Consider the following 13,290-nt stretch of genomic DNA (forward strand, 5'->3'; position numbering starts at 1 on the left):
GGGACCGCGCGGTCCTGCGTGATGTGCCCGAAGGTCCTGACCGCGCCGTTCATCGGGAAATGGACGGCCGGATTGGCGTTCGGCCGGCCGGATTGGCCGATGATGCTGCCGGCGACGCAGAAGCCGTCGCGACAGCCGATTTGGTTGCCCTCTTGCGACCGGGGTGCATCCGCCAAGGCCGATCGGCCGGACGGCAGGGGGCCCCGGTTCAAAATCTCGCAGGGCACCGGCAGGACGGGCCAGGCGGCCCGCCCCGGAAGACAGCGGATCAGGCCGGGCGCTTGGCCTTGCGCAGATAGGGCAGCACGATGTCGAGCTCGCCGAATTTCGCCTTGGCCGCGTCATCGTCGAGGCTCAGCGCGACGATGACGTCCTCGCCGGTGGTCCAGTTGGCCGGGGTGGCGATCGGGTTGCCATAGGTCGCCTGCAGCGCATCGAGCGCGCGCAGCACCTCGGCGAAGTTGCGGCCGACCGACATCGGATAGGTCATCGACAGCTGGAGCTTCTTGTCCGGGCTGATGATGTAGACCGAGCGCACCGTGGCGGTGTCGGCGGGCGTGCGGCCGTCCGGCAGGTAGGCGTCGCCCGGCAGCATGTCGAAGGCCTTCGACACGGCCAGCCCCTCGTCGGCGATGATCGGGAAGGGCACGCGGCAGCCCGCGACCTTCTCGATGTCGCCGATCCATTTCAGGTGCTCGTCGACGCCGTCGACCGAGACGCCGATCACCTTGGTTCCGCGCTTTTCCCATTCCGCCGCTAGCTGCGCCACGGCGCCGAATTCGGTGGTGCAGACCGGGGTGAAGTCCTTGGGGTGGCTGAACAGGATTGCCCAGCTGTCGCCGATCCAGTCATGGAAGGTGATCTCGCCCTGGCTGGTCTGGGCGGTGAAATCGGGAACGGTGTCGTTGATGCGCAGAGCCATGTCTCGCCTCCTGTCTTGACGGTTCCCGTCCTATGTGGCGCGGGGTCCCTGCGGACTCAAGCGGCCAGATCGTCCCGGCTCTTGGCCGCGCCGGCGGGCCTCTCCCAGCCGGCGATCCATCGCTGGGCCATCGACACGATGCGGTCGAACAGCGCGAAGAACACGTCGATGGCGAAGCCGCAGAGGAAGGCCACCGTCAGGAGGGTGATGCTGATCCCGGTCGCGCCAGAGAATTCCTCCATGCCGGTGATGTCGAGCGTGCTGTCCGGCGCAAGGAAGAAGCCGATTACCACCCCGGCGAGGCTGCCCATCGTTGCGCGGATCAGGGTCGCCTGGAAATCCGGATCGGGCAGCGACGGGTTGAGATAGAGGCGCATGGTGAAGACCAGCGCCCCGAGCAGCCCGTAGAGCGCCGGCAGGTACCAGCGGCCATAGAGATAGCACCACTGGCGGATATTGATCTTCTGGGCATCGACGCTCTGGATCGACACCTTGAAGTTCTCCTCGAACTGCTGGTCGCCGAAATAGCAGGACAGCTTGCCGCGCAGCACCGTGGCGACGAAGGAGGCCTTGCTCAGCGCGCTCTTCAGGTCCTGCTCCTGCCAGTATTCCGGCACGCCGACCGTCTTGGCATCGGCGACCTGCCCCTGGAGCAGGGGCGGGGCCGGGTCCGCATCGGCCGCGGTGCCGTCCGCCCCGCCCGCATGGGCCTGCCCGGCGGCGGAATGTCCGGCAGCAGTCCCCTCCCCCGGAAGGCTCGACCCGGGTCTGCCGCCGGGGCTGCGACACGAAGAGCAGCTGGCCTGCCCCCGCGCTGCGCTCGGTGCCGTCCCCGGCGGCGACGGTCACCTTGCCCGAGAGCGGCACCAGCAGCGTGACCCCCGAAGGATCGGTGACGGCGGTGTCGTGCCCGGAAGAGCGCACCCGGCCGACGCGCAGCGCCCCCAGATCGCAGCTGCCGACATCGATTTGCACGGTGCCCGCCTGATGCGGCACGAGCTGCCCGGGACCCGAAAACAGGCCGCTGCGATGCAAGTCCGGACCTGAGCAGTCAATTTTGCGGATCTGCTGGTAATGGCTCATGTCTGCACTGCACTGTCTTCGATAAAATCATCTCGATGCAGCTGTTATTGTACCGCAAATCCGCCAGGTCAGGAGACAGGTCGCCGCAGACCATGCTGCGGCAAACCGCGCGGCGGCCGCTTCCGGCGGATCTGCGCCGCGCAATGCCGGTTGCGGAGCCGGTCTGGCCGCCCGCCATCCCGGCGCTTGCAGCCGGCTCAGCATGGCGGTTCCGTGGCCTTGAAGGATTTGCGCGACGCGATTTCTGCATGCCAAGCCGCGAGCGCCGGATGGCCGTCGCGCCAGCCGAGTCCGGCGAACCGGAAATCGAGATAGCCGAGGGCGCAGCCGAAGGCGATCCACCCGGCATCGATCGACGCGTAGCCCGCGACATCCCGCTCCATCACGTCGAGCGAGCTGCCGATCTTGTCCATCTGGCCGATGAGCCACTCCTCCCACTGCTTTTCCTTCGGGCGCAGCATGGTCTCGTAGCGGGCCAGCACCGCGGCATCGAGCAGCCCGTCGGCCAGGGCTTCGCGGCGCAGCACGTCCCAGACGGCCTCTCCGTCGGGATACATTTTCGGGCCGTCATGCCTTGTGTCGAGCCAGCGGCAAATCACCCGGCTGTCATGGAGCGCGCTGCCATCGGGCAGCAGAGCGGTCGGCACCTTGCCGGTAGGGTTCTGCGCCACGACGCCCGGGTCCCGGTTCACCGGGTTTGCGGCGGAGGCAAGCGTCTCGACCGATTGTCCGGTTTCCGCGGCAAGCACCAGAACCTTGCGGACAAAGGGAGACGTTGCGGAATGAAAAACCTGCACCACTGGAATTCCTCGATCTGTTTCGGTCATTTGTCGGCGCGGAGGCTCACGTCCGCCCGATCTCGATATGGAACGACCTGCCGGATGGATGCGACGGTTTTCTGAAGGACGGGGCGTCGATGCCGGTTCCGGCAGCGTTCGCGACAGGGACACTGCCGCGGAAATCCGCACAGGGCGGGGAGGTTCGGACAGAGGACGACAGCCGGTTTCCCCGGTCGCCGCGCCTCATTGCGCCCGGACTGCCTGCCGAAGCCCGGCCTGAACCATCCGGGTCAGGAAGTGCCATCGCGCCCGGCTGGCATGGGCTGGCGGGCGGGGGCGAGGGCGTCAGGGGAGAGCGGCAGGCCGGTGCGATGCCTTCCGGTGACCTGTCGGCGCCGGACCGGGCTGCCGCGCCTCCGCCGCCGCTGCCAGTGCCGCCTGCCTGTCCATCGCCCTGCCCTCCTGCCTTGCCCGCAGCCTGCGCCCTGCGCGCCGCGGCGTCAATTCCGCCGGCCCGGCGGGTTGTGCGGAGCGCCCCGATGGACGTAGAAGGCCCGGAGCGGCCGAAGGCCGAGTCCCCAGTTCCACCGGAGATCTCCGATGACCCCTACCCGCCTGCTGCCCGTCCTGGCGCTGCTGATGTCCTCCGCCGCCGCCAGTGCCGACACGCTGTATTTCTCGGCCATCCCCGACGAGGACGAGACCGCGCTGGTCGAGCGCTTCTCCAAGGTCGCCGCGTATCTCGGGGAGACGCTGGGCGTCGACGTGCAGTTCGTGCCGGTGAAATCCTATGCCGCCTCGGTCACCGCCTTCCGCAACGACCAGATCCAGCTGGCCTGGTTCGGCGGGCTGACCGGCGTGCAGGCGCGGCTGATGACCCCCGGCGCGCGCGCCATCGCGCAGGGCGTCGAGGACCCGACCTTCATCACCTATTTCATCGCCAACACCGACACCGGGCTGGAAGCGTCCGACGCCTTCCCCGAGGCTGCGCAGGGGCTCAGCTTCACCTTCGGCGCGCAGACCTCGACCTCGGGGCGGCTGATGCCCGATTACTGGATCCGCGAGGAGACCGGCGAGGCGCCGGAAGAGTTCTTCTCGCGCGTCGGCTTCTCGGGCGACCACTCGCAGACGCTGCGCCTCGTCGCCTCGGGCGCCTGGGACGTGGGCGCGCTGAACTATGCCGTCTATGACAAGGCCGCCGCCGAAGGCGCGCCCGAGACGGAGACCGCCAAGGTGATCTGGCAGACCCCGCCCTATCCGGACTACAACTGGACGATCCGCGGCGATGTCGATGCGCGCTTCGGCGAGGGCTTTGCCGACAAGGTGCAGGCCGCGCTGATCGCGATGGACGATCCGGACCTGCTGGCCAGCTTCCCGCGCGGGGGCTTCATCCCGGCGGCGAACGGCGATTACGCGCCGATCGAGGCAACGGCCAAGGCGCTCGACCTGATCGAATGACGCTTCTCCGCCTCCAGGACGAAACGCTGGGCCATGGCGGCCGCGCGGTGCTTTCGGGGGTCAGCCTGACGCTGGCCCCCGGAGAGCGCGTGGTGCTGCTCGGCCGGTCCGGGGCGGGGAAATCGACATTGCTGGCCGCCGTGCATGACCGGCTGCGGGCGGAGACGCGCGTCGCGCTGGTGCCGCAGGAACACGGCCTGGTGCCGCAGCTTTCGGCGGAGAAGAACGCGCTGATGGGGCGGCTCGACGACCACGGGGCGCTGCGCAATTTCCGCACGCTGGTCCGTCCGTGCGCGGAGGACCGCGCCGGGGTCGCCCAAGTGCTCTCGGCGCTGGAATTGGAGGCGCAGGCACGGCAGCGGGTCGAGACGCTGTCCGGCGGCCAGAAGCAGCGCGTCGCGCTGCCGGCCAGCGCGGGCGGGGCCGCGCGCGGCACCGGCAATCTTTCGGAGGCCGCCCGGGAGGCCGATCTGGTGCTGCTCGATGCCTACGGCGTGCTGAATGTCGGCGAGACGCCGATCCCCGGCGCGGCCGAGCGCGTCGCCGCACTGCGGGCCGCGGGAAAGCGGGTAGCGGTGGTTTCGAATTCCGCGGGCTATCCGAAACGCCACATGATGGCCCGCTGGCAGCGGCTGGGCTTCGATTTCTCGGAAAGCGAGGTCACCTCCAGCCGCGAGGCGCTTCTGGAACGGCTGCGCGGCGATCCGCGGCACTGGGGCATCATGCTCGGCACCGGGCACGGCACCGAGGATCTGGGCGATCTGAAGGTCAGCTTCCTCGGCGACGATCCGCGGACCTATGCCGAGGCCGAGGGATTCCTGCTGATCGGCGCCTCGGACTGGACCGAAGCGCGCCAGAAGCTGCTGGAAGCCGCGCTTGCCGCCCAGCCGCGGCCGGTCTTCTGCGGCAATCCCGATCTGGTCGCCCCCCGCGAGAACGGGCTGTCGCTCGAGCCGGGCTACTGGGCGCACCGGCTTGCGGATGCAACCGGCATTGCCCCGGTCTTCTGCGGCAAGCCGTTCCCGGAGATCTTCGATCTGGCGCGCGCCCGGAACGGCCCTGCCCTCCCGCCCGGGCGGGTGCTGATGGTCGGGGACACGCTGCATACCGACATCCTCGGCGCGCAGGCGAGGGGCTTCCGCACCGCTCTGGTGACCGGCCATGGCGCGATGAAGGCGCTCGGCTGCGCGCAATCCTTCGCGCAGGCGGGGCTGCGGCCGGATTTCGTGATGCCGTCAATCTGAGCCGGTGCCTCTGCGGCTCCGGCCGCTGCCTCGCGGCGCGGCATCGCGGGCAGGCCGGGGACGAGCAGGGTCCGCGGAACGATTCCCTGGCGGATGACCGAGAGGAATTCGGCAAAGCGCTGATTCTGCGTGGCTTCGGCGATCGCGAAATGGAACTCGAAATCGAGGTCCCGGGTCGGTTCGCCGAGCGAGACCAGGTTCACCAGCCTGCGGTGGATGTCTATGAGCTTTTCCAGCTGCTTGGCCGAGCGTCGTGCGGCGGCAAGCCCTGCGGACCGGATTTCGACCGCGCTGCGCAGTTCCAGAAGTTCGATCGCGCTGGAGACGCGGGTGATGTCGAGATCGGAGAACGGCTGTTTCTCCTGGTCTGACCGGTCGAGGACGAAGACGCCTGATCCCTTGCGCGCTTCGACGAGGCCCTCTGCCCGGAGCACGGCAACCGCTTCGCGCACAACGGTGCGGCTGACGGAATATTCCCGGGTCAGCGCGGATTCGCTGGGCAGTCTGGCGCCTGCAACATATTGGCCGGACAGCACTCTTTCCTTCAGATCGGTGATGATCCGCGACACGAGCGGGGAAATCTGTCTGGTAGGCATCGGTCTTGTCCTTCCTCTTCGCGCAACCTGTCCGGAATCTTGCGCATATTCTCATATAACCCGGTTCGGCCGACCATTCCACATGGCGGAAAAGCGGGGGTGCGCCCGGGAATTCCTGCGAACATGTATGACTGATATTGACAGAAATAGACAAGATGGATAACCAGTCAGACAACATGACGATACGACCGGGAAATGCGGAGGAGACGCGGTGATCATCAACGACGTGAAGGTGCGGGTCTTCCGCCATACGACGCGGCGCCATTCGGATTCGGCGGGCCATGCCCATCCGGGTCCGGCGCATCAGGTCGAGCAGGCAATCCTGACGATCACCACCGAAGACGGCCATGAGGGCCATTCCTTCACTGCGCCGGAAATCGTCCGCCCGCACGTCATCGAGAAATTCGTCAAGAAGGTGCTGCTCGGCCAGGACCACCGCGACCGGGAACGGCTGTGGAACGACCTGGCGCACTGGCAGCGCGGATCGGCGGCGCAGTTGACCGACCGGACGCTGGCGGTGGTGGATTGCGCGCTTTGGGACTTGGCCGGGCGCACGCTGGACCAGCCGGTGCACAAGCTGATCGGTGCCTATCGCGACAAGGTGCGGGCCTATGGCTCGATCATGTGCGGCGACGAGATCGAAGGCGGGCTGGCGACGCCCGAAGACTACGGCCGCTTCGCCGAGAAGCTGGTCGCGCGCGGCTACAAGGGGATCAAGCTCCATACCTGGATGCCGCCCGTGAGCTGGGCACCGGACGTGAAGATGGACCTCAAGGCCTGCGCTGCGGTGCGCGAGGCGGTCGGGCCCGACATCCACCTGATGATCGACGCCTTCCACTGGTATTCGCGCATCGACGCGCTGGAACTGGGCCGCGGGCTGGAGAAGCTCGGCTTCGACTGGATCGAGGAGCCGATGGACGAGCAGTCGATGTCGTCCTACAAGTGGATGGCCGACCAGCTCGACATCCCGGTGATCGGCCCGGAAAGCGCGGCCGGCAAGCATTGGGGCCGTGCCGAATGGGTGAAGTCCGGCGCCTGCGACATCCTGCGGACCGGCGTCAACGATGTCGGCGGCATCACTCCGGCGATCAAGACCATGCGCCTGGCCGAAAGCTTCGGCATGGAGTGCGAGGTCCATGGCAACACCGCGATGAACCTGCATGTCGTGGCGGCCTCGAAGAACTGCCGCTGGTACGAACGCGGGCTCCTGCACCCGTTCCTCGAATACGATGACGGCTTCGACTACCTGCACCAGCTCTCCGATCCGATGGACGAGCACGGCTATGTCCATGTTCCCGACCGGCCCGGGCTCGGCGAGGACATCGATTTCGACCATATCGAAAACAACCGCGTGCGTTGAGGAGCGCGCGCAATCCCAGGGAGGACCGAATGAGACATCTGATGGCATCGGCGGCGCTGGCCGCCCTGGTGGCGGGCACGGCCGCGGCGGAAACGCCGAAGGACCAGCTGATCGTCGCCTTCAACATGAACAACGTCCTGACCATGGACCCGGCGGCGATCACCGGCGGCGAAGCGGTGCAGATCCTCAACAACGTCTACGACGCGCTGCTGCAGTTCGACGACGAGGGCCGCAACCTCGAGCCGCGCCTGGCCGAGGCTTGGGAGATCGCGCCCGACAACATGTCGGTGACCTTCCATCTGCGGCCGGACATGGAATTCGCCTCGGGCAATCCGGTCACGGCGGAGGATGTCGCCTGGAGCTTCAAGCGGACGCTGACGCTGAACCTCGCGCAGGCCTCGGGGCTGAAGAGCCGCGGCTATTCGGCGGAGAACGCGGACGAGATGTTCGTGGCCGCGGACCCGCAGACCTTCGTGCTGAACCTGCCCGAGCCGGGCGACCCCAAGATGATCCTCATGTACCTCACCCAGGCGGGGATCGGCTCGATCCTCGACAGCAAGCTGGTGATGGAGCATGACGACGGCGGCGACATGGGGCAGGGCTGGCTGACCAACAACTCGGCCGGTTCTGGCGCCTTCTCGCTGCAGCAGTGGCGGTCGAACGAATACGTGCTGATGACCCGGAATGACGAATTCTGGGGCGAGGCGCCCGCGATGAAGCGGGTGCTGATGCGCCACCTGCCGGAAAGCCAGTCGCAGCGCCTCGGCCTGGAGCAGGGCGATCTCGATGTCGGCCTGTCTCTGGCGGCCTCCGACCTGAAGGCGCTTGAGGCCGATGACGACATCACCGTGAAGACCGAGACCAGCGCGGGCTTCTACTATCTGGCGGCCTCGGCGGCGGACGAGAAATACGCCAATCCGAAAGTGCGCGAGGCGCTGCGCTACCTGATCGACTACAAGGGCATCAACGCGGCGATCATGCCGTATTTCGGGGTCGAGCGTCAGCGCGTGGTGAACTCCAAGGCCTTCGGCGCATTGTCCGATCCGGGCTACGCTCTGGATGTCGACAAGGCCAAGGCGCTCCTCGCGGAGGCAGGCTATCCCGACGGGTTCGACACCTCGATCCGGGTGATCTCCACCCAGGAGTTCCTCGACAGCGCGACCGCGATCCAGGGCACGCTCGCCCAGGCCGGGATCAATGCCGAGATCATCACCGGCGATGGCGGCCAGATCTACGGCGCGATGCGCGCCCGGGAGTTCGAGCTCCTGGTCGGCCGCGGCGGCGGCGGGCAGCAGCCGCACCCGGACAGCAACCTGCGGGCGCTGGTCTACAACCCCGACAACGCCCAGGAAGCCGGGCTGACCAACTACCAGGGCTGGCGCACGAGCTTCTTCGACCCCGAGCTGAACGGCCTGATCGAGGAGGCGCTGGTCGAACCCGACCAGGCGAAGCAGACCGAGATGTACGAGACCATCCAGCAGATGATCGACGAGAAGGTGATCCCGATCCAGCCCTTCTCGGAGCGCGTCGTGACGGCGGCCTTCCAGGACAATGTCCAGGGGCTGATGGTCGATCCCTGGACCACCCGCTTCGAGGGCGTCACCAAGGGCGAGTAAGTCCTCCTTCCCGCTTCCTCCCCGGAAAGCGCGGTCCCCTTGCGGGGGCCGCGCTTTTGCATTGCGGGCCATGCGGATCGCGTGCCGGCCGGCATGCGGCGGCAAACAGGGGAGGACGGAGATGTCCGGGAGCCATGATCTTCAGTGCAGCTGCGGGACGGCGGCGATCCGGCTGGAGGGGGCGCCGCGGGTGCGCGGGCATTGCCATTGCCGGGCCTGCCGGGTGCTGCTCGGCGTGCCGTTCCATTCGGTGACGGCCTGGAACCCGGAGCAGCTGGCGGTCACGCGGGGCGGCGGCCGTCTGCTGAGCTTCCAGCACCCGTCGCTGAGCATGAAGAAGGTGTCCTGCCGGGAGTGACGCACGTTCCTGTGGAACACCAATGCCATGGACTGGCGGGTCATGTCGCAGCGGCTGATCGAAACCTGCCTTGGCGCGCTGCCCGAAGAGCTGCAGGGGACGAGCCATTTCCACTATGCCAGCCGGATCCCCGACATCGGTGACGGGCTGCCGGAAAAGCACTGGCCCGGCACCTGCGGGGCAGGGCCGGGCCAGTGTCGTGCCGGAAAGGCGGGGCGCCGCTACATGGCGTTTTCGTAGGCCAGGGACGCCTCGATCAGCTGCCTTGCATAGGGATGCGTGGCGGTGCCGCCGAGGATGGCGTCGCGGCCCAGAACTTCGGTCACCTCGCCGCGCTGCATCACCGCGAAGCGGTCGCACATGTGGTCCACCACCGCCAGGTCGTGGCTGACCATCAGATAGGTGAAGCCCTTCTCCTCGCGCAGCCGCTGCAGCAGGTTGAGGATCTCGGCCTGGACCGAGACGTCGAGCGCCGAGGTCGGCTCGTCGAGAAGCAGCACATGCGGCTCGAGGATCAGCGCCCGGGCGATGGCGACGCGCTGGCGCTGCCCGCCCGACAGCTGATGGGGGAAGCGGTCGAGGAACGACACCGGCAGGCCGACATCGGTCATCGCCTGCGCCATCCGGTCCTCCATGTCGCCGAGCTTGTGGATGCGGATCGGCTCGGAGAGCGCGGTGCGCACCGACTGGCGCGGATGCAGCGAACCGTAGGGGTCCTGGAACACCATCTGCAGGTTGCGGCAGCGCTCCATCACCGACATGTCCCGGACGGACTGCCCGCCGATCGAGATGCGGCCGCTCCATGCGGAGAGCAGCATCGCCACGCAGAGCAGGATGGTCGACTTGCCGGAGCCGGATTCGCCGACCAGCCCGAAGCACTCGCCCGCTTCGACCTCGAAGGACACGTCGGGCAGCACCTTCACCGCCGCCTCGCCCATGCCGAAGCTCATCGACAGGTTTTCGACCTTGACCGGTTTCATGCGCTCGTCTCCATCGGTTGCGACCATTCCGGGCGGCGGTCGAGCACCGGCAGCGGCTGGCGGTTGCCGCCGATCCGGGGCTGCGCGGCCAGCAGGCCGCGGGTATAGGGATGCTGCGCCCGGTCCAGCTCGGCGGCGTTCAGCGTCTCGACCACGCGGCCGGCATACATGATCAGCACGCGGTCGCAGAAGTTGCGCACCAGGTTCAGGTCGTGGCTGATCATGATCAGGCCGATGCCCTTCTCGCGCACCAGATCGTCGAGGATCTTCAGCACCTCGAGCCGCACGGTGACGTCGAGCGCCGAGGTCGGCTCGTCGGCGATCACCAGCCGCGGTTCCGCCAGCAGCATCATCGCGATCATGATCCGCTGGCCCATCCCGCCCGACACTTCGTGCGGGTAGCGGTCATAGACCAGATGCGGGTCGCGGATCTGCACCGCCTCCAGCATCGCCAGCGCGCGCTCCTTTGCTTCCCGCTTCGAGCAGCGGAAATGCGTCAGGTACGCCTCGGCGATCTGCTCGCCGCAGCGCCGGATCGGGTTCAGCGAGAATTTCGGATCCTGCAGGATCATCGACATGCGGTTGCCGCGGATGTCGAGCATCTGCTTTTCCGTGGCGGCCTGCAGGTCGGTCTCGCCGAACTGCATCCGCGTCGCCGTGATCTCCGCGGTGGGCAGCAGCTTCAGCAGCGCCCGGCCGACGGTCGACTTGCCGGAGCCGCTTTCGCCGACGATGCCCAGCCGCTCGCGGCCGAGGGCGAAGCTGACATCCTGCACGGCAGGCTGCGGCGCGCCGCGGTAATGGACGCGGAGGTCCTGGACGTCGAGGATCGGGGTTTCCATGGTCACCTCCGGTTCATCTGCTTGGGATCGAGCGCGTCGCGCAGCCCGTCGCCGAGAAGGTTGAAGGCCAGCGAGACCGTCAGGATGGCGAGGCCCGGGAAGGTCACCAGCCACCAGCTGTCGATCATGTAGCGCCGGCCGGTGGCGATCATCGCGCCCCATTCCGGCATCGGCGGCTGCGCGCCGAGCCCGAGGAAGCCAAGCCCGGCGGCGGTCAGGATCACCGTCGCCATGTTCAGCGTCAGGCGGATCATCACCGAAGGCAGGCACATCGGCACGATGGATTTCCAGATGATCCGCGCCGAGGACGCGCCCTGCAGCCGCGCCGCCGAGATGTAGTCGGCCTTGCGGAAGGTCAGGGTCTCGGCGCGGGCCAGCCGCGCGATCGGCGGCCAGGCGGTCAGCGCGATGGCGATGATCGCGTTGTTGAGGCTCGGCCCCAGCGCCGCGACGAAGGCCAGCGCCAGGATCAGCGAGGGGAAGCTGAGGAAGATGTCGGTTATCCGCATCAGCACGGTATCGACCCGGCCGCCGAAATAGCCCGCGATGGTGCCCACGGCCATGCCGATCGGCCCGACCACGATGGTCACGAGGAAGATGATCCTGAGCGTGATCGCCGCGCCGAAGAGGAGCCGCGAGAGGATGTCGCGGCCGAGCTCGTCGGTGCCGAACCAATGCGCCGTCGACGGTGCTTGCAGCGTGTTCTGCAGATCCTGCGCATAGGGATCGTATGGCGCCAGCAGCGGACCCAGCAGCGCGGTCGCGATGAGGAAGCCGAGGACGATCAGGCCGAAGGCCGAGGTCGGGCTCTTCCACAGGAATTTCAGGATGTTGCCGAAGGCGCTCAGGCCCTGCGGCAGGCGGAGCCGGGCGCCTGCGCGGCCGGTCTCGGAATGAAGCATGGTCATCGTGTCCTCGGGTCGAATACGCGGTAGAGCAGGTCGGAAAGCAGGTTCAGCGCGATGAAGATGACGCCGACCAGCAGCACGCAGGTCATCAGCGCGTTCATGTCGCCCATGCGCAGCGTCGAGGTCAGGTACTGGCCGAAGCCCGGCCAGGCGAAGACCGTCTCGATCAGCACCGCGCCTTCGAGGAGCGCGCCATAGGCCAGCGCCACGATGGTCACGAGCTGCACCTTGATGTTGCCGAAGGCATGGCTCCAGATCGTCTTGCGCTCGCTGAGGCCCTTAACCCGGGCGGTGGTCACGTATTCCTGGTTGATCTGGTCCAGCATGAAGCTGCGCGTCATCCGGGTGATGTAGGCCGAGGAGGAATAGCCGAGCAGTGCCGCGGGCAGGATCAGGTGGTTGACCGCGCTGCGGAACACCTCCCATTCGCCGGCCAGCGCGCTGTCGATCAGCAGGAAGCCGGTGCGGTCGGGGACGAGGCCGATATAGAACTGGCTCATCCGGCCTGCGCCGCCGACCCAGCCGAGCGCGGCGTAGAAGACCAGGAGGCCGATCATCCCGGTCCAGAAGATCGGCATCGAATGGCCCATCAGGCTGAAGACCCGGATCGCGTGGTCCTGCCAGCGGTCCTTGTTCACCGCCGCCAGCACGCCCAGCGGAATGCCGATGCCCGCGCCGATGACGATGGCGAAGGTCGCCAGCTCGATGGTGGCGGGCAGGACATGCAGGATGTCGTCCAGAACCGGCTGGCCGGTCCTCAGCGAGGTGCCGAAATCCAGCGTCGCCACGTCGCGCAGGTAGAACAGGAACTGCTGCCACATCGGCTTGTCGAGGCCGAGCTGCTGGTAGACGTTCATGTAGACCTCGCGGGTGGCCTCCTCGCCGACGATGGCGCGGACCGGGTCCACCGGCATGATCCGTCCGATCACGAATGTCAGGATCAGCAGCCCCAGAAGGGTCACGCCGATCGTCGCCGCCTGGTTCAGGGCGGCGGAAAGCCATCTGGGATTGCGCAAGACGCCTCTCCTCCCTTGATTGCTGCGGGACGCCCGCCCCCTCCGGCGGGATCGTCACAAGTTGTATGACAAGTAGCATACAGAAAGTGATAACAGGATCAAGACGGATTCGGATCCGTCCGGCAGGT

13 protein-coding genes and 1 pseudogene are annotated in these 13,290 nt (G+C 67.3%); 6 read left to right on the forward strand and 8 right to left on the reverse strand.

Annotated elements, in window-relative coordinates:
- Positions 1-268 precede the first annotated feature (268 nt).
- The 3 genes from C7T91_RS04555 to C7T91_RS04565 form a co-directional block, all read right to left on the reverse strand.
- On the reverse strand, positions 269-922 hold the full coding sequence (locus C7T91_RS04555; protein WP_108258166.1) for a peroxiredoxin: 654 nt from the start codon (positions 920-922) through the stop codon (positions 269-271).
- Between the two features lie 56 nt (positions 923-978).
- Positions 979-1,539: a hypothetical protein gene (locus C7T91_RS04560; protein WP_108258167.1), complete on the reverse strand. Its 561-nt coding sequence runs from the start codon at positions 1,537-1,539 to the stop codon at positions 979-981.
- A 663-nt stretch (positions 1,540-2,202) separates the two neighbouring features.
- Entirely contained in the window at positions 2,203-2,805 is a 603-nt protein-coding gene (locus C7T91_RS04565) for a glutathione S-transferase family protein (RefSeq protein WP_330848803.1), read from the reverse strand.
- A gap of 579 nt (positions 2,806-3,384) precedes the next feature.
- Here C7T91_RS04565 and C7T91_RS04570 point away from each other — a divergent pair.
- Both C7T91_RS04570 and C7T91_RS04575 read left to right on the forward strand, forming a co-directional pair.
- A complete protein-coding gene (locus C7T91_RS04570; RefSeq protein WP_108258168.1) occupies positions 3,385-4,242 on the forward strand; it encodes a putative selenate ABC transporter substrate-binding protein in 858 nt (285 codons plus the stop codon).
- On the forward strand, positions 4,239-5,486 hold the full coding sequence (locus tag C7T91_RS04575; protein ID WP_236637977.1) for an HAD-IIA family hydrolase: 1,248 nt from the start codon (positions 4,239-4,241) through the stop codon (positions 5,484-5,486). The genes C7T91_RS04570 and C7T91_RS04575 overlap by 4 nt, the downstream gene beginning before the upstream one ends.
- Before the next feature lie 137 nt (positions 5,487-5,623).
- On the opposite strand, the pseudogene C7T91_RS04580 reads toward C7T91_RS04575, so the two are convergent.
- Positions 5,624-6,082 (reverse strand): annotated as a pseudogene (locus C7T91_RS04580) (FadR/GntR family transcriptional regulator); the annotation flags it as partial.
- A 211-nt stretch (positions 6,083-6,293) separates the two neighbouring features.
- On the opposite strand from C7T91_RS04580, the gene C7T91_RS04585 reads away from it, so the two are divergent.
- From C7T91_RS04585 to C7T91_RS04600, 4 genes are all read left to right on the forward strand, one after another.
- On the forward strand, positions 6,294-7,442 hold the full coding sequence (locus C7T91_RS04585) for a mandelate racemase family protein (RefSeq protein WP_108258169.1): 1,149 nt from the start codon (positions 6,294-6,296) through the stop codon (positions 7,440-7,442).
- Between the two features lie 29 nt (positions 7,443-7,471).
- Positions 7,472-9,058, forward strand: coding sequence for an ABC transporter substrate-binding protein (locus C7T91_RS04590; RefSeq protein ID WP_108258170.1), 1,587 nt, complete (start codon positions 7,472-7,474; stop codon positions 9,056-9,058).
- 121 nt (positions 9,059-9,179) lie between these two features.
- A complete protein-coding gene (locus C7T91_RS04595; RefSeq protein WP_161555742.1) occupies positions 9,180-9,416 on the forward strand; it encodes a GFA family protein in 237 nt (78 codons plus the stop codon).
- Positions 9,417-9,443: 27 nt separating this feature from the next.
- Positions 9,444-9,656 carry a hypothetical protein gene (locus C7T91_RS04600; RefSeq protein ID WP_108258172.1) on the forward strand — a complete coding sequence of 71 codons (213 nt, stop codon included), beginning with the start codon at positions 9,444-9,446 and terminating at the stop codon, positions 9,654-9,656.
- On the opposite strand, the gene C7T91_RS04605 is transcribed toward C7T91_RS04600, so the two are convergent.
- From C7T91_RS04605 to C7T91_RS04620, 4 genes are read right to left on the reverse strand one after another with little or no spacing between them, the layout of a single operon-like run.
- On the reverse strand, positions 9,638-10,396 hold the full coding sequence (locus C7T91_RS04605) for an ABC transporter ATP-binding protein (protein ID WP_108258173.1): 759 nt from the start codon (positions 10,394-10,396) through the stop codon (positions 9,638-9,640). The two genes, C7T91_RS04600 and C7T91_RS04605, sit on opposite strands and share 19 nt — an antisense overlap.
- A complete protein-coding gene (locus C7T91_RS04610; RefSeq protein WP_108258174.1) occupies positions 10,393-11,238 on the reverse strand; it encodes an ABC transporter ATP-binding protein in 846 nt (281 codons plus the stop codon). The genes C7T91_RS04605 and C7T91_RS04610 overlap by 4 nt, the downstream gene beginning before the upstream one ends.
- A 2-nt stretch (positions 11,239-11,240) precedes the next feature.
- Positions 11,241-12,146 (reverse strand): nickel transporter permease, encoded by a 906-nt coding sequence (nikC, locus tag C7T91_RS04615; RefSeq protein WP_236637978.1) that lies wholly within the window; start codon positions 12,144-12,146, stop codon positions 11,241-11,243.
- Positions 12,143-13,060, reverse strand: coding sequence for an ABC transporter permease (locus tag C7T91_RS04620; protein WP_108258504.1), 918 nt, complete (start codon positions 13,058-13,060; stop codon positions 12,143-12,145). Before C7T91_RS04620 ends, nikC begins: the two co-directional genes overlap by 4 nt.
- Between the last annotated feature and the right edge of the window lie 230 nt (positions 13,061-13,290).

Source organism: Mangrovicoccus ximenensis, from assembly GCF_003056725.1.
Lineage (GTDB): Bacteria > Pseudomonadota > Alphaproteobacteria > Rhodobacterales > Rhodobacteraceae > Mangrovicoccus > Mangrovicoccus ximenensis.

What these genes read in the sequence shown, in the direction of transcription:
- C7T91_RS04605 (WP_108258173.1), bottom strand. Translation starts at nt 10,396, where the DNA reads ATGAAACCGGTCAAGGTCGAAAACCTGTCGATGAGCTTCGGCATGGGC.
- C7T91_RS04595 (WP_161555742.1), top strand. Translation starts at nt 9,180, where the DNA reads ATGTCCGGGAGCCATGATCTTCAGTGCAGCTGCGGGACGGCGGCGATC.
- C7T91_RS04600 (WP_108258172.1), top strand. Translation starts at nt 9,444, where the DNA reads ATGGACTGGCGGGTCATGTCGCAGCGGCTGATCGAAACCTGCCTTGGC.
- C7T91_RS04575 (WP_236637977.1), top strand. Translation starts at nt 4,239, where the DNA reads ATGACGCTTCTCCGCCTCCAGGACGAAACGCTGGGCCATGGCGGCCGC.
- C7T91_RS04555 (WP_108258166.1), bottom strand. Translation starts at nt 922, where the DNA reads ATGGCTCTGCGCATCAACGACACCGTTCCCGATTTCACCGCCCAGACC.
- C7T91_RS04570 (WP_108258168.1), top strand. Translation starts at nt 3,385, where the DNA reads ATGACCCCTACCCGCCTGCTGCCCGTCCTGGCGCTGCTGATGTCCTCC.
- nikC (WP_236637978.1), bottom strand. Translation starts at nt 12,146, where the DNA reads ATGACCATGCTTCATTCCGAGACCGGCCGCGCAGGCGCCCGGCTCCGC.
- C7T91_RS04590 (WP_108258170.1), top strand. Translation starts at nt 7,472, where the DNA reads ATGAGACATCTGATGGCATCGGCGGCGCTGGCCGCCCTGGTGGCGGGC.
- C7T91_RS04620 (WP_108258504.1), bottom strand. Translation starts at nt 13,060, where the DNA reads ATGCCGGTGGACCCGGTCCGCGCCATCGTCGGCGAGGAGGCCACCCGC.
- C7T91_RS04610 (WP_108258174.1), bottom strand. Translation starts at nt 11,238, where the DNA reads ATGGAAACCCCGATCCTCGACGTCCAGGACCTCCGCGTCCATTACCGC.